Genomic DNA, 16240 nt, shown 5'->3' with positions numbered 1-16240 from the left:
ATGGGCAACGACTAGGCAACGTCACCGCGAGTACACACCGACAGCACAATCGCATCGTCCTGACTGGTGGAAACGAGCGCATGGCCCATGTCGCTATCAAAATAGATGCTGTCACCTTCTTCTAGCACAAGCGGTGCGTAGAATTCGGTATAAAGCATAACATCGCCATGCAACACCATTAAAAACTCTTCGCCATCGTGGCGCACCCATTGGTGATACTCATCAAAACTCCGTGCTCGTACGATGGTTTTGAATGGGATCATGCGCTTTTGCGCTAGCTGGTGTCCCAGCAGCTCATGTTCGTAGGTAGGTGTGGGGTGCAGTTGCCCTTTGCCCTTACGGGTTAAATCGCGCCGCCCCATGGTATAACGCTCCCGCTTAGGGGGCGTAAGTAGTTGGGGAAGGTCAATGTTAAGACCGGTGGTCAGCTTTTGTACCACGCTGAAAGTAGGGGACACCTGGTCATTTTCGATTTTGGAAAGCGTCGAGCGGGCAAGCCCGGTACGCTGGCTAACGTCTTCCAGTGTCCACTGATTAGCAAGGCGAATTTGCTTGAGCCGCTCGCCGAGGCGCAACGGCTCGACAAACGGTTTACTTCCCGATGCGATACGCAGCGCGGCATGCTCTTCAGAAGTAGCGGTCATAGATCGTCACGTTGGCTGCGTTAGCTTAGGTTGGGGCTGGTGTAAAAACGCGCATTATAGCACAGCCCACAACTTGCTAAGAGTGACAATTGAGGAGAAGAAACAAGCAACTATCTCTCACTAAGGCACTTCCGCAAAGGGTAATCCCAAAAGCGCTTTAAGATGCGCCTCTGCACCACTGGCCAGTGACTTGGGGTTATAGCCACCCTCAAGCACCGAAACAACGCGGTTATCTGCATAGAGTGTGGCAATCTCCATCGCCAGGTGGGTGACCCAGTAGAAGTCTTCATCTTCCAGACAGATATCCCCCATAGGGTCTTCACGATGAGCATCAAAGCCAGCGGATATCATCACCAAATCAGGTTTGAAAGCGTGCAGAGCAGGAAGCCAATGATTTTCGACAATACGGCGAAACTCGGGCCCGTCGGTACCTACTTCTAGTGGCGTGTTGACTACATTTTGCCACTCACTGCGCAAGTAGCGCCATGGGTAGAAGGGGTACTGGAAACTTGTACAGATCAAGATTTCGGGATCATTTTTGAAGATATCGATGGTGCCATTACACTGATGCACATCAAAATCTAATATGGCGATACGCCTAGCGCCATATTTAGCCCGAGCATGCGCTGCGCCAACGGCGATATTGTTGTAAAAACAGAACCCCATGGCATCAGAGGCTTCAGCGTGGTGGCCAGGCGGTCTCACCGCGCAAAAAACATTATCTGCTTGGCGCCTAAACACCTGGTCCACCCCGCGAATCACCGCTCCTGCAGCCATCCGTGCGGCTTGCAGGCTGTCAGGATTCATCATGGTGTCGCTATCCAGTGTGATAATACCTTCTTTGGGCAAGCACTTTTCAAGGGCGCGTAGATGGCGTAAGGGGTGTACCCTGGCTAATGCCTCTTCACAGGCTTCTTTGGCATCTGCCTGCATGGTTTGCTGTAATAAGCCAGCAAGCGATAGGCGAGCGCGAATAGCCTCCAGACGTTGAGGACATTCAGGGTGCTCTGGCCCCATATGGTGCAATGAGCAGTCTGGGTGGGTAAGGTAGGCGGTAATCATTCAAACGCTCCATTATTATTGATGCCACCTTAATCGCCTCCAGGCCCTACGCGACAGTGTCAATAAGTCGTACAGCCGCTATTTATTTCAGAGGAGACTCATTTGTGAGCACGCGCTTTTTACACCATTTTTTCGAACCTCGTACACTAGCGGTGTTTGGCGCCTCTGAAAAGCCCGCATCGCTGGGCGGTTTAGTGCTGAGAAATATTCAAGAGGGTGGCTTTAAGGGACCGGTTTGGGCTGTCAACCTTAAAAGTTATTCCCAGGTCTTCGGCGTACCGTGTGTGAGCAAGGTGAGTGAGCTCCCTGAAGTCCCTGATTTGGCAGTGGTCTGCACGCCTATTGAAGGCGTGCCGAGTCTCATTAAAAAACTTGGGCAGCACGGGGTGAAAGCAGCCCTGGTATTGTCTGGTGGTGCTTATCTGGACCGCGATAAAGGCGACAAAGGTTCAATTCGCGAACGTATGCTGAGTGCGGCTCGTGTTTCGGGTATTCGTGTACTTGGCCCGGAGTGCATGGGATTGATTGTGCCGGGTAAAAAGCTCAACGTTTCTTATGCCAGCCAGCCGGTGAAAGCTGGCCGCGTCGCTTACCTTGGGCAGTCCGGCATGCTTGCCAATGCAATGATCGATTGGGCGGCGGGACGTGATGTTGGTTTTTCGCATCTTATTACCGTTGGTGACAGCGTCGACGTGCTGTTGCCGGACCTGATTGATTACGTTAATCAGTTCTCGCCCGCGCAGGCCATTTTGTTACATCTGGAGCGGATTAGCGATGCTCAGCATTTTATGACCGCTGTACGTGACGCATCACGCAATCGCCTGGTACTGGCTATTAAAAGCGGTCGTACGCCCGAGTCAGATATTTCCGGCATGGCACCGACACCCGGTATTGCCAACCGCGATGTGGTATTTGATGCCGCGTTTGCCCGGGCAGGGGTTGTACGAGTTGATGACTCCGATGAACTGCTCGATGCGTTGGAAACCCTGTCTCGGATGAAACCTCTTAAGGGGGACCGTCTGGCCATCGTTTCGAATGGGTTGGGGCCTGCCATGCTGGCCATCGATAAATTAATTAGTGCAGGTGGCAAATTGGCCGAATTTAGCGCCGAAACCCAGGCGGCGCTACACCGTAGCGAGGTCGATATGAGTAAGCCGGGCGAGAACCCGGTCGATCTGGGCGGCAACGCCTCGCCGGAACGGTTTGTCCAAGCACTGGAAATCGTCGCTGCGGACACGAATGTAGATGCCGTATTGGTTGTCCACGCCCCCACACGAATGGCCCCTTCTTTGGTGACAGCCCAGGCCTTGATCGATAACCGTAAGAAATTTCGCCGCAATCTGCTGACCAGTTGGATGGGCTTAAAAGAGGCGCTTAATGCCCGTCACGCCTGCAATTTAGCTGGGATTCCGACCTATATTTCGCCAGAAAAAGCCGTTAAGGCCTTTATGCATATGGTGATTTACCAGCGGGTTCAAGCGCTACTGCAAGAGATCCCACCCAGCCTGCCGTTTTCCACCAGTCCAGAGATACGTGCCCAGTGCCGCACGTTGATTAAACAGGCTAAAGAGCGGGGCAGACAAACCTTAACCCATTCTGAAACCGCTCAGGTACTGGAAGCGTATGGTATTCCAACGGCGCCGAGCGTGTATTTGACCAATCCTGATGAAGCACTTGCCCGTGCGATGGAAATTCCCGGCACTAAGGCACTCAAAGTTGTTCATGAAGGCAACTGCCGCCCTTATCGTTACCGTAAGCACCCTCATAAGATTTCAGCGGGGTTGCTTCAGGATTTGGAAACACCCGAACAAGTAGCTGAGGGCGTTCGTCAGCTAGGCGAAAAAGTGGCAGAAAAATTCCCGGAGTACGCAATTCGCGAATACTGCCTGCAACCCATGCAGCGCGGCAAACACTCGATGCAGATTTGCGCGGGCATAACCCGTGATCCAGTCTTTGGGCCACTGATTGTATTCGGCATTGGCGGTTACAAGGTCAACGTACTGGCTGACCGCCAGGTAGCCCTGCCTCCACTCAACATGAGCCTAGCCGCCGACGTGGTGGGCAGAACCCATGCCGCATCGTTAATTCGTGAGCATTCAGCCGACCCTGAACGTGACGTACAGCACCTGTGCCAAATGCTGGTTAAGCTATCGCAAATGGCGTCTGATTTAGGCGACTTGCGCGGGCTGGAAGTAAACCCACTGTTACTTAATCGAGACGGCATGGTCGCTGTCGACTTTGCAATGGATCTCGGCACCCCGTCACGCTTTGCCATCATGCCGTATCCGGAAGAGCTGCGAGAATTGGTGACACTTAAAAACGGCTGGCAGGTGGAAGTAAGGCCTATTCGAGCTGAAGATGCTCACCTGATTACTCCTTTCCATCGTCAGCTGTCGGAAGAGAGTATTCGTTTCCGCTACTTCCATAATAAATCTAACTTAACCCAGCGCGATTTATCGATTCTTTCACATATCAATTATGATCGCCAAATGGCCTTCATTGCTGAACATTTAAGCGAAGATGGCAGTAAAGAGATGCTTGGGGTCGTGCGGGTGTGGAACGACCCAGACAATATTCGCACCGAGTTTTCAGTCATCATCCGTGATGACCTGCAGGGGTTAGGTATTGGCAGTCTGCTGATGAAGAAGATGATCGATTACTGTACCAACATCGGCACGCTGGAAATGATTGGTAAAATCATGGTCGATAACCACCCGATGCGGGCACTAATGAAACACTTAGGATTTAAAAGTCGTTACAACATGGAAGAACAGGTCATTGATGCTGTGTTGCGTCTCAACGAACCCGAAAGTGAGTGGCAACGGCATCGCCTTGAAAGCCTGCCAGACTAGCGAGTTAGCGACAAGGCCTGCTACTCTCAGCAGGCCTTCAAGTACACAGGCGCAGAGTATATTACACATACAGTTACGGTGCCAAGCGGAAGCGGCTCCACTCACCTCCGTCGCGCCGTTCAAAGCGTAGCCGATCATGTAGGCGGCTGGGCTGACCCTGCCAGAATTCAATCATTTCCGGCGCGAGACGATACCCACCCCAGTGAATCGGACGGGGGATGTCCTGACCATCGTAGGCTTTTTCAAATCGCTTTTGACGCTCCTCGATCCAGTTACGATTAGGAATCACAACGCTCTGGGTGGCAATCCACGCACCTAACTGGCTGCCACGAGGGCGGCTGGCAAAGTACTCATCCGACTCATCGGCAGATACTTGCTCAACCGGGCCTTCAATACGCACCTGACGGGAGAGGGAAGGCCACCAAAAGGTCATGGCTGCATAGGGCACATTGCTCAACTCGCTACCCTTATGGCTATGATAGTTAGTAAAAAAGACCATACCGCGCTCATCGAATCCCTTTAGCAGCACGACGCGGGCATGGGGTCTGCCCTGGCTGTCAACGCTGGAGAGTGTCATGGCATTACCATCTTTCCCCTCTTTTTCCAACGCAAGGGTAAACCACTCATTGAATAGCACGAATGGATCATCGGATGCCTGGGACTCGTCTAGCCTACCGCCTTCATAATCACGCCTGATATCGGCTATATTACGTGTCATTAAGTGCTTCTCCCTTGAATTTCACCCATGTTCGCTGGTCTATCTTTAAAGCTCAAGTGACCGCTATCAATGAATGCCTAACGCCTTCTCTTATTGCTGTCATTTTAGCCAGTGCTGCGACCAGCTGTCCCACAATCTATGAGAAAGCCAGCATACATGCGAAGGTGCCTCACCAATACGGGGTCATCAACTGCTATTAGCTCACCACTGCTGGGTCACCCTTGCTAAGAGAGTAAAAAGTTATGCGCAAGACCAGTGTAACAATAGATGTATGGGATAAATGGATTCGTGTTTTTCATTGGGGTTTAGTGGCGGTAATACTGCTTTCATTTTATACCACCAAGACCCGTGGAGCGCCTTTTCTATTTCCCATTGAAGTGCACGCACAGGCAGGCTATCTATTGCTAGGGTTGCTCGTCTTTCGTTGGTTATGGGGTGTGATGGGTAGCGTGTATGCGCGTTTCAAGACGTTTTTATACCCACCCGGTGAAACGATCGCTTATTCCAAGGCACTTTTAAAGCGGCAGCCCAGCACTTATGCCAGCCATAATCCTTTGGGTGGCTGGATGACGTTGGTTATGCTGCTTTCGCTTAGTTTCCAAGCGGTCAGTGGCCTTTTCTTGAGTGACGACATCTTTTTTCAGGCACCGCTTTATGGCTTATTTGGCGATGGGGTAAGCAGCCAACTGAGAAGCATGCATCAGTTAAATAGTGATCTTTTGATCATTCTTATCGGGCTGCACTTGGTCGGACTGGTCGTCCATCGGCTAATGGGTGAGCCTTTGGTGGCGGCAATGTTGGCGGGTACCAAGCATTTCCGCCAGCTGCCTGTCGATGCTCGTAACGAGCCGTTAAACGCGGCTACGCTGCGTTTACGTGCGTTAGGTACTTTACTTATTGCCGCTGGCGTAGCGCTATGGCTTTGGTTTTATTGAGCTGGTCTTTATAGGCCTAGCTATTATTGTCTTAGCTGTCGGCTGCGAAAGCGTGCATAGCCCATACAGCCAGCAAACAGGGCCAATGAAATAATGGCCTCTAAAAGCCCGCGCACGCTTTGCCCAGGCAACGTTGCCAGCATTACCCCCTGAGTAAAGTAGAGCAGGCTAACAAACGCAAGCCAAGCATGACCACGGGCTCGCTGGCCAATGATGGAGGGCAAGAACAGCACTAGGGGAAGCACAAAGGCCACCACAGGTCGCCAGTTAAACGCATCGCCCTGAACTAAAAAGCCGCGATAAATAACCATCACCAACAAGAGAGCAAAGCTCGCTAGTACCAGTTGCCGGCTTCTTAGCGTGAGCTTATCAAGCCCATGTCGTGCTTCTACCTCTTCCAACCACTGTCTCATGATGCCTCCTGACGCATAGCGTGCAGGGCGAGAGCGAGACGCGCCAGCCGTTTGCCTTGAGTGACGCACAGTGCGCGCTCATGCTCATCAACCGATCGATCGCTACGCGTGCCTGCCAAATGACTGGCACCATAAGGCGTGCCGCCTGTGCGGGTTTCCAGCAACGTGGTTTCACTATAAGGCACCCCTGCATAGACCATGCCGTGATGCAGCAGTGGCACCAGCATGGTCAGTAAGGTGCTCTCTTGCCCACCGTGCAAGCTTGATGTCGAGGTAAACGCAGACGCGGGTTTATCTATCAAAGCACCGTTCATCCAGAGGCTGCTCGTGGAGTCGATAAAGTATTTAAGCGGTGCCGCCATGTTGCCAAACCGCGTTGGGCTGCCGATTGCCAGTGCGCTGCAATTGCGCAAGTCGTCCAGATCAGCGTACACCGCTCCCTGTTCAGGAATTTCTGGGTCTACGGCTTCACACGTGGTCGAAACTGGCGCCACAGTACGCAGACGTGCCTGGATACCGGGTACACTTTCTACGCCGGCCGCAATTTGTTGTGCCATGGTGGCGGTTGCGCCTGAGCGCGAGTAGTAAAGAACCAAAACGTACGGTGTCATTTCACGCATTGTCATTCCTGAATGGGTCATTAAAGCTGTCTTGGCAGAGATTGTAATGCTTGTTGCCTATGGTACCAGAGCTATCGGTAAGCCTGGGTTCCGGGCAAACGCATTTTGCAATTTCGACAGACGCAAGTAGACCCAGGCGCGTGAGCCATCCTCTAGCGTTATCTCCACCCGTTCATAGCGGACACCGAGTCGTTCATAGCGGTCAAGGCGGGCCAGCTCATCGGCATCCACGCGTAACAGCAGGCCTTCCACCTTACTCCCTGGCTGGGGTGAAAGGTCGAGACCATTGCGCTGGTAGCCCTCAAGCACCGCTTTTTCAGGATTGCCAAAGCTGCCCATGACAACCAAGCGCACTGGGGCGTAGCGTAGCGTGCCGTAAACGAAGACCTGATGGGTGCGCTGTTCGATATCGGCTAAATCATCGGGGCGTTCATAAAACCATGGGCTGAGCATCGTTAACCATATCCACCCGGCTATACCGAGCAACCCCGCTGCGCTGATGATAACAAGGCGTTTAAACCAAACCATTTTAGCCAAACCAAGGCGCCTCTTGCTGAGGGAACAACGAATGGCTGCTTAGCTTGGCTGGCCAAATTGGCAATGACAAGCTTATGTTATCGATTTATCTAAGCAGCTTAAGCAAAGTACTTGAGCAAAGTACTTATGCAAAGCACACGGGTTTGCTAGGTTATGTATGTAAAATAGGTGGTCATAAGACCCAGCCGGAGGAGCTTGCAATGAATCAGCCACTTCGTGATGATATGGATTTTGGTGCTCTCATAGGCGATGTAGAGCCACTTCCGCCCAATAATCGTGCAGACCCAGGCGCTAACCGGAAAAGCCCTTCTGAGGCGCAGCTGGCCCGGCGTGAATGGGCAGAGGAAGAGATGGGCGCTCGCAATTTTCTGTCCGATGACTTTGTCGATCTCCTGCCGCCGTTCGACCCGATGGAGTATCGCCGGGAGGGCATTCAGCAAGGCGTGGTCGATAAATTAAAACACGGTGGCTATAGCGTTCAATCCCAACTCCACCTGCTTCGGCGCCCGCTGAGTGAGTGCCGTCGGATGCTATTTCCCTTTATTCAGGAAGCTTACGCCCACGATTTACGCTCGGTACTCATCGTGCACGGCCGCGGGCGTGAAATAGATAGTCCTGCCAATGTGCTGCGTTCTTATCTTGCCAAATGGCTGAGTCAATTTGAGGAAGTTCAAGCCTACGTATCCGCGCAACCCTCGGAAGGGGGGCTGGGGGCCACTTGGGTGATGCTGCGTAAGAGCGACCGCGCTAAAGCCAATAACCGTGAACGACAGCAGAAGCGGCGAGGTTAATCTGCCCGCTTGATCATGAAAAAGGGCAGCCGAAGCTGCCCTTTGATGCCTGTTTATTACACTACTTACTCGCGGCTAAGCGACGCTCAAACAGCGCCTGCCGCTCTTCTACATCAGGCTGGTAACGCACGCTGATAAAGCTCAGTGCGCGTAGGGCGTCCTCCGGATCTTGATCATCGCGCAGTGCCATGGAAGAAAACCCACAACGGCGCATGTAGTCCAATTGATCTACCAGAACATCACCCACCGCACGAACTTCACCTGCGTAACCGTAACGCTCGCGCAATAAGCGGGCCAAGGTGTAGCCACGGCCATCGGTAAAGGCCGGGAAATCGACGGCGATCGCTGCAGCTTTACCAATTTGCTGCGCCAATTCTGGCGTCAGTTCGGTATCACTGGTGAGCAACGGCGATAGCTCTTCGTCATCTTGATTATCTTGCCACAGCGCCAACGGCACAAACGCCGGACGTTGCTCGGGTAGCGCATCTTCATCGTAGGAGACGCACCAAGCGTTCTCTGCCGCTAGCTCACCGTTAGCAATCAGATGATCAACATGCACTGGTGTCTGCTCAACTGCTTCAGTTTGCGTCTCATCTGTTTTATTAGGCATAAACACGCTCCTTGAAGGGTTTTAAGCCAATACGGCGGTAAGTGTCCAGGAAGCGCTCGTCTTCATGGCGCTGCGCCACATAGACTTCCAACACTTTTTCGACCACATCCGGCACGTCAGAGCGGAAAAATGAGGGGCCGAGAATTTTACCCAGAGACGCATCATCGGTGGAGTTACCGCCAATGGAGATCTGGTAGAACTCTTCGCCTTTTTTATCGACACCCAGGATACCGATATGGCCGACATGGTGGTGGCCACAGGCATTCATGCAGCCGGAAATGTTCAAATCCAGCGGCCCCAAGTCGTAAAGGAAATCCAGGTCTTCAAAGCGCTCCTGCAGCGCCTGGGCAATGGGAATAGACACCGCATTAGCCAAGCTGCAGTAATCGCCGCCAGGGCAGCAGATAATATCGTTGAGCGTACCCACCGTCGGATTGGCCATGCCCAGCGATTCGAGCTCTTGCCACAGCGCTTCCAACTCATCGACCGGCACGTCTGAAAGTACCAGGTTCTGCTCGTGGGTAACCCGCACTTCACCAAAGCTGTAGCGATCGGCCAGATCAGCAACGGCCTCCATCTGATCGGCGGTCACATCGCCAGGGGCATGTTCACGACGTTTCAGGGAAAGCGTCACTGCTTTGTATCCAGGCACTTTGTGATCAGTAACGTTATTGGTTACAAAGCGCGCAAAGCTACGGTTTTCAGCGCGCAGCTGATCAAACACTTCAGTGGCGTTTTCTGCCACCGGGCGGCGATCCGGCTCTGGGAAGTGGCCTTTTGCGGCATCGACCGCGGCTTGGTTGAGTGTTTGCGGGCCGTCTTTCAAGTGCGCCCACTCTTCATCGACGCGGCGGCGGAATTCATCAATGCCTAACGCTTTAACAAGAATTTTAATCCGCGCCTTGAACTTGTTGTCACGACGGCCGAACTGGTTATAAACCCTCACACAGGCTTCCAGATAGGTCAGCAGATGCTGCCAAGGCAGATCTTCGCGCACGACATCCGCAATCATGGGGGTGCGGCCCAGGCCACCTCCGGCTAACACTTTGACGCGCAGCTCGCCATCGGCGTTATACCAGAGACGCAGACCAATATCGTGGACCTGAATCGCGGCACGATCTTGGGCTGCACCGCTAACCGCGATTTTGAACTTACGCGGCAGATAGGCAAACTCAGGGTGCAGGGTAGACCACTGGCGAATTAGTTCGCACCAGGGGCGCGGGTCTTCTACTTCATCGTTGGCGATGCCTGCAAACTGGTCGCTGGTCGTATTCCTGATGCAGTTACCGCTAGTCTGAATCGCGTGCATCTGCACCTTGGCTAAATCGGCCAGAATATCCGGCACGTCTTCAAGCGCAGGCCAGTTCAGCTGTAAATTCTGCCGTGTCGTAAAGTGGCCATAGCCACGGTCGTAGCGACGGGTAATCTCAGCCAGCGCACGCAGCTGGTTACCCGCCAGCATGCCGTAGGGTATCGCAATACGCAGCATAGGCGCATGGCGTTGAATATAGAGGCCGTTCTGCAACCTTAGTGGGCGGAACTCTTCTTCACCCAAACGCCCAGCGCGGTAGCGTTCCATTTGGTCGCGGAACTGAGCGACACGCTCATCAACCAGTGTTTGGTCGTGAATATCATAACGGTACATGTGGCACGATCCTGCTAAAAAGCGAAATGGTCACGTTGAGACGGACGTTAATGTAGCGTCACCTTAACGCGGGCGTCATATTCTACAAAAGAATATATAATTATCTTTTTATCTCTAAAAGCTATTTAGAAACCACAGTATGAGTTTAGCAGCCAGTTAGAAGGCTGGGGCTAGCCAGCGGCGGCGCTGCCACACCCATAAAAATCCGGCCGAGTTTATCAATCGGTAGAGTAGTTGCATAAGCCAGATGCCTAATAAGCCCTGGTCTAAACCGATCCCTACCCACCAAGCCAAGGGAAGGAAAAGTAGCCATTGCATGCTTAGGGTTAGCATCATCACCGTGCGTTGAGCGCCCGCGCCCATTAAAGCCTGGGCGAGTACTAAAGCGGCCGCATCCAGCACAATCATCACGCCGGTCAGTTGCAGTGGAAGTTTACCCAGCGCCACTAGCTCACTGTTAGTAAAAAAGATGGTGAGTACTTGCTCGGGCACTATCAGCATGGGTAGCGCCAGCACCAACAGTACCAGCCAGGCGACACGGAGTGCATCCAGCCCCCAGCGGTGGGCTTCGTGTTGAGCATCTCGGCCTAATGCCTCACCCACTAAACTCATTACAGCAACGCCAATGCCCACCCCCGGCAAAATAAGCAGCAATGAAAGATTAATCAACACATGGCCAACCGCGACACTGGCCGTACCCAATTGGCTAAGTAACCAAATAAGTACCGCATAACCCGCTGCAAATAAAAGCTGCTGCAAAGAATGGGGGGCAGCAAGTAGCAGGGTCGTACTTAGGCTGGCTAAGCAAGGTGTACGGGGTAACAAATGTTGAATAGCAGGGCTTTTAATACTCACCCAACACCAAACAAGCAAGCCAATAAACAGCGACAGTGTAGTCCCCGCACCTGCACCGCTTGCGCCCATTTTGGGGAGCCCGGCAAATCCATAGATTAACCCCGCGCTGACCACCACATTAATCAAGTGAACCGCCACGATGATACGCAAGTAGAGATGCGTTTGCTGGCGACCATTCCAGTAGCCACGAAAGCAGAGCGTAAGTGCGATGGCCACTAGTGACAACACCCGCCAACGAAAGTAGTCCACAGCGACGCTTTGGACATCATCAGCTTGGCTAATCAAGCCAATCAGCAGTGGCGCTTGCCACCAAGCCAAGAGTGACAGCGGCAAAGCAACACCAAACCCGATCACCAGCCCCGAGTTAAGTGGATGGGCTATCTCCGTATGGGCAGCCCCCATGCGCTGAGCAGTTTGTGACTGCACGCTGGAAGAGAGGCCAAACACAATTGCGCTAAGCATAAACATGGCGTAACCGCCCACGCCTACCCCGGCAAGAGCCACTTCGCCTAAATGCCCCACCAGGGCGGCATCGATCAAGTTGAGCATGCTTTGCGAGAGCATGCCCAGCATGATAGGCAAGGCAAGGCGAATAACCTTGCCATGACGGCGAGCGACAAACAGCATTGGTCAGCTCGGGTCGTAAGAGAGCACCGGTGAGAGCCAGCGCTCCATTTCCTCCAGGGGCATCTGTTTACGCGCGGCGATAGCTTCGACTTGATCCCGCGTGATTTTGCCCGTCGAGAAGTACTTCGACTGCGGATGCGCAAAGTACCATCCAGAAACGGCGGCCGCTGGCCACATGGCGAAGTTTTCAGTCAATGCCAAACCGGTATTTTCGGTGGCATCGAGCAGCCGGAAGAGCGTCGCTTTTTCGGTATGATCCGGACAGGCGGGGTAGCCAGGGGCAGGGCGGATGCCCTGATATTTCTCGGCAATCAGAGCATCGTTGTCCAACGTTTCATCCGGCACATAGCCCCAGAACTCTTTGCGCACGCGTTCGTGCATACGTTCGGCAAAGGCTTCCGCCAGGCGATCCGTTAATGCCTGCACCATGATTGCATTGTAGTCATCACCGGCCGCCTCGTACGCTTTGGAGAGCTCATCGACACCGTGGCCAGTAGTGACTGCGAAACCGCCGATCCAGTCGGCTTTGCCGCTCTCTTTGGGCGCAATGAAATCGGCCAGGCTGTAGCAAATGCCATCGCGGCCTTTCGTAGTCTGCTGGCGAATGTGGTGTAGCCGCTCTATCACTTCGCTGCGCGACTCGTCGGCATACACTTCAATCACATCATCATCGACGCTGTTGGCGGGCCATAGGCCAATAACGCCACGCGCTTGAACACGTTTCTCATCAACCAATTTGCGCAGCATAACCTTGGCGTCTTCAAACAGATTGCGGGCAGCTTCACCTACCACCTTATCTTCAAGAATCTTGGGGTACTTGCCCGCTAGCTGCCAACTCATAAAGAAGGGCGTCCAGTCGATGCGCTCGATCAACTCTTCGAGGTCGTAGTCATCGAACGTTTTTAGCCCCAGCATATTGGGCTCGGCTGGGGTATGGGCGTTCCAGTCGGTACGGAAGCGACGCTTGCGAGCTTGGGTGTAGTCCAGATCCGCTGCTTTGGGGCGGCGCTTGGCATTACGCTCACGAACTTTTTCGTACTCTTCTCGGATCTCGGTCACGTAGGGTGTTTTTAAAGCAGGCGTGAGTAATTTACCCGCTACACCAACCGCGCGAGAGGCATCGGTAACGTAGATCACCGGGTGCTCGTACTGAGGCTCGATTTTCACTGCAGTATGCGCTTTAGAGGTGGTTGCACCACCGATTAACAAGGGGAGGTCCATACCCCGGCGCTGCATCTCTTTGGCCACGTGCACCATTTCATCCAGCGACGGGGTGATCAGCCCGGAAAGTCCGATAATATCGGCGTTATGCTCTTTGGCGGCTTGCAGGATTTTATCTGCCGCGACCATGACACCAAGGTCGATCACTTCGTAGTTATTACACTGCAGCACGACGCCCACGATATTTTTACCGATATCGTGAACATCGCCTTTTACCGTCGCCATGACGATTTTGCCCTTGGCCTTGGTCTCTTCGCTCTTTTCTGCTTCGATATAAGGAATGAGATAAGCAACGGCTTGCTTCATCACTCGCGCCGATTTGACGACCTGAGGCAGGAACATCTTGCCGTCACCAAACAGATCGCCGACCACGTTCATGCCATCCATTAGCGGGCCTTCGATCACTTCGATAGGGCGCTCCGCCTGGGCACGGGCCTGTTCGGTATCATCTTCGATATAGGCGGTAATGCCTTTCACCAGCGCATGCTCGATACGCTTATTGACCGGCCAGCTGCGCCACTCAAGGTCTTCTTTCTTGGCCGCGCCGCTGCCATCGCCTTTATATTTATCGGCAATATCCAGCAATCGTTCGGTGCCATCGCTGCGGCGGTTGAGCACCACGTCTTCGACGGCTTCGCGCAGCTCGGCGGGAAGATCGTCATAAACCGCGAGTTGGCCCGCGTTGACGATGCCCATGGTAAGGCCCGCGCGAATGGCGTGATAAAGAAACGCCGAGTGAATCGCTTCGCGCACCGGGTTGTTGCCACGGAACGAGAACGACACGTTGGAAACACCGCCAGATACCATGGCGTGGGGCAGGTTGTCGCGAATCCACTGGGTCGCCTCGATAAAGTCGACCGCGTAATTGTTGTGCTCTTCGATCCCCGTGGCGATGGCAAAAATATTCGGGTCAAAGATGATGTCTTCGGCAGGGAAGCCGATTTCATCGACAAGCAAGCGGTAGGCGCGCTGGCAAATCTCGGTTTTACGCGCGAAGGTGTCTGCCTGACCTTCTTCATCAAAGGCCATGACGACAATGGCAGCACCAAAGCGGCGGCATTTGGTCGCCTGCTCACGGAAGGCGGCTTCACCTTCTTTGAGTGAAATGGAGTTCACTACCGCTTTGCCTTGAACGCACTTTAGCCCCGCTTCGATGATCTCCCATTTGGAGGAGTCGATCATGATCGGAACGCGCGCAATATCGGGTTCACCGGCAATCAGGTTAAGAAAGCGCTCCATGGCTTCCTTGGACTCGAGCATCCCCTCGTCCATATTAATGTCGATGACCTGGGCACCGTTCTCCACTTGCTCAAGGGCGACTTCCAGCGCCGTGGTGAAGTCCTCTTCTACGATCAAGCGCTTGAAACGCGCCGAACCGGTAACGTTGGTACGCTCACCGACGTTAACGAAGAGCGAATCCGCCTCAATGTTGAACGGCTCTAACCCGGATAAGCGGCAGGCGCGGCTGCGCTCAGGAATAACCCGCGGTGCCATATCACGCACGGAATCGGCAATGGCGCGAATGTGCTCAGGCGTGGAGCCGCAGCAACCGCCGATAATGTTGACCAAGCCGCTTGAAGCGAACTCGCTGACGATGTCGGACATCTCTTCGGGTGTTTGGTCGTACTCACCGAATTCGTTGGGTAACCCCGCGTTGGGGTGCGCAGAGACGAAGGTGTCGGCCTTGGTGGAGAGCTCTTCGAGGTAAGGGCGTAGCTCTTCGGCGCCCAAGGCACAGTTCAAGCCGACGGATAGCGGCTGAGCGTGGCGCACCGAGTTCCAGAAGGCCTCGGTGGTTTGGCCAGAGAGCGTACGCCCCGATGCATCGGTGATCGTGCCAGAGATCATGACCGGCAAGCGCTCGCCGCGATCGTCGAACAGCTCTTCAAGGGCGTAAATCGCCGCCTTGGCGTTGAGCGTATCGAAGATCGTTTCGATCATGATCAAATCGGCGCCGCCAGCGATTAGCGCTTCGGCGGCTTCATAGTAGTTCTCACGCAGCTCATCAAAGGTGACGTTACGCTTGGCGGGATCATTGACATCCGGCGACAGCGAAGCAGTGCGCGACGTGGGGCCTAACACGCCAGCAACATAGCGTGGCACGCCGGTTTCGGCGGCGACGGCATCGCACACTTCACGGGCAAGACGCGCTGACTCACGGTTGAGTTCGACTACCAGCGTTTCCATACCATAATCAGACTGCGACAGCTGGGTGCTATTAAAGGTGTTGGTCTCGATGATATCTGCGCCGGCCTCTAAATAGTCGCGGTGTATACGCGCAACTAAATCAGGGCAGGTGAGCGCAAGCAGGTCGTTGTTGCCTTTGAGATCCGACGGCCAGTCGCTGAATCGTTCGCCACGAAAATCCTCTTCGCTCAACTGGGCATTCTGCAGCATGGTTCCCATGCCGCCATCCAGAATCAAGATACGGTCAGCGAGGCGTTGGGTGAGGGTTGCGGTCAAAGCACTATCAGCCATGGCAGGGGGAGTTCTCCAGCGTCACAGTCGTCAAAGGGGATGTTGTTATCGTCGGAAAAGCAGCATCTGTCGTAAAGAGGCGCACAATGATAACAAAAGGGACAGCAAAAGGCGCCCCTGCAGGTCGCTATACGATGCATATAGAAAGACAATCAACACGTATTCTTGATAAGTTATGATAAAAATAGCCGACTAAAACAGTCGGGATTGTGTCAGCGCGCCGTTTTGCTTA

13 protein-coding genes are annotated in these 16240 nt (G+C 53.7%); 3 read left to right on the top strand and 10 right to left on the bottom strand.

Annotation, left to right across the window (positions count from 1 at the left end; all coding sequences use genetic code 11):
• Positions 1 to 11 precede the first annotated feature (11 nt).
• Both ACW44H_RS09755 and ACW44H_RS09750 read right to left on the bottom strand, forming a co-directional pair.
• Positions 12 to 644 carry a helix-turn-helix domain-containing protein gene (locus tag ACW44H_RS09755; protein WP_457508836.1) on the bottom strand — a complete coding sequence of 211 codons (633 nt, stop codon included), beginning with the start codon at positions 642 to 644 and terminating at the stop codon, positions 12 to 14.
• Between the two features lie 120 nt (positions 645 to 764).
• Complete coding sequence (locus ACW44H_RS09750; protein ID WP_113267844.1) at positions 765 to 1706, bottom strand: histone deacetylase family protein; 942 nt, start codon at positions 1704 to 1706, stop codon at positions 765 to 767.
• Positions 1707 to 1810: 104 nt separating this feature from the next.
• Here ACW44H_RS09750 and ACW44H_RS09745 point away from each other — a divergent pair, with 104 nt between their 5' ends.
• Entirely contained in the window at positions 1811 to 4558 is a 2748-nt protein-coding gene (locus ACW44H_RS09745) for a bifunctional acetate--CoA ligase family protein/GNAT family N-acetyltransferase (protein WP_457508834.1), read from the top strand.
• 73 nt (positions 4559 to 4631) lie between these two features.
• On the opposite strand, the gene pdxH is transcribed toward ACW44H_RS09745, so the two are convergent.
• Positions 4632 to 5276: a pyridoxamine 5'-phosphate oxidase gene (pdxH, locus tag ACW44H_RS09740; protein ID WP_113267846.1), complete on the bottom strand. Its 645-nt coding sequence runs from the start codon at positions 5274 to 5276 to the stop codon at positions 4632 to 4634.
• Between the two features lie 242 nt (positions 5277 to 5518).
• On the opposite strand from pdxH, the gene ACW44H_RS09735 reads away from it, so the two are divergent.
• Positions 5519 to 6211 (top strand): cytochrome b/b6 domain-containing protein, encoded by a 693-nt coding sequence (locus tag ACW44H_RS09735; protein WP_457508832.1) that lies wholly within the window; start codon positions 5519 to 5521, stop codon positions 6209 to 6211.
• Positions 6212 to 6234: 23 nt separating this feature from the next.
• On the opposite strand, the gene ACW44H_RS09730 is transcribed toward ACW44H_RS09735, so the two are convergent.
• From ACW44H_RS09730 to ACW44H_RS09720, 3 genes are read right to left on the bottom strand one after another with little or no spacing between them, the layout of a single operon-like run.
• Positions 6235 to 6624, bottom strand: coding sequence for a DUF2069 domain-containing protein (locus ACW44H_RS09730; RefSeq protein ID WP_113267848.1), 390 nt, complete (start codon positions 6622 to 6624; stop codon positions 6235 to 6237).
• Positions 6621 to 7244: an NAD(P)H:quinone oxidoreductase gene (gene wrbA / locus ACW44H_RS09725; RefSeq protein WP_457508830.1), complete on the bottom strand. Its 624-nt coding sequence runs from the start codon at positions 7242 to 7244 to the stop codon at positions 6621 to 6623. The genes ACW44H_RS09730 and wrbA overlap by 4 nt, the downstream gene beginning before the upstream one ends.
• 57 nt (positions 7245 to 7301) lie before the next feature.
• Positions 7302 to 7772: a gamma-glutamylcyclotransferase family protein gene (locus tag ACW44H_RS09720; RefSeq protein WP_457508989.1), complete on the bottom strand. Its 471-nt coding sequence runs from the start codon at positions 7770 to 7772 to the stop codon at positions 7302 to 7304.
• A gap of 209 nt (positions 7773 to 7981) precedes the next feature.
• On the opposite strand from ACW44H_RS09720, the gene smrA reads away from it, so the two are divergent.
• Complete coding sequence (gene smrA, locus ACW44H_RS09715; protein WP_447044217.1) at positions 7982 to 8572, top strand: DNA endonuclease SmrA; 591 nt, start codon at positions 7982 to 7984, stop codon at positions 8570 to 8572.
• A 61-nt stretch (positions 8573 to 8633) separates the two neighbouring features.
• Here smrA and ACW44H_RS09710 read toward each other — a convergent pair whose 3' ends face one another.
• From ACW44H_RS09710 to metH, 4 genes are all read right to left on the bottom strand, one after another.
• The gene (locus tag ACW44H_RS09710; protein WP_457508828.1) at positions 8634 to 9182 is read right to left on the bottom strand and encodes a DUF934 domain-containing protein; all 549 of its coding nucleotides are present in this window, start codon (positions 9180 to 9182) and stop codon (positions 8634 to 8636) included.
• Entirely contained in the window at positions 9175 to 10827 is a 1653-nt protein-coding gene (locus ACW44H_RS09705; protein ID WP_457508826.1) for a nitrite/sulfite reductase, read from the bottom strand. Before ACW44H_RS09705 ends, ACW44H_RS09710 begins: the two co-directional genes overlap by 8 nt.
• A 156-nt stretch (positions 10828 to 10983) precedes the next feature.
• Positions 10984 to 12309: an MATE family efflux transporter gene (locus tag ACW44H_RS09700; protein ID WP_457508824.1), complete on the bottom strand. Its 1326-nt coding sequence runs from the start codon at positions 12307 to 12309 to the stop codon at positions 10984 to 10986.
• A 3-nt stretch (positions 12310 to 12312) separates the two neighbouring features.
• The gene (gene metH / locus ACW44H_RS09695; protein ID WP_457508822.1) at positions 12313 to 16008 is read right to left on the bottom strand and encodes a methionine synthase; all 3696 of its coding nucleotides are present in this window, start codon (positions 16006 to 16008) and stop codon (positions 12313 to 12315) included.
• Between the last annotated feature and the right edge of the window lie 232 nt (positions 16009 to 16240).

This window comes from Vreelandella sulfidaeris Esulfide1 (genome assembly GCF_054072535.1).
This window is presented reverse-complemented; position numbering and strand designations above follow the sequence as displayed.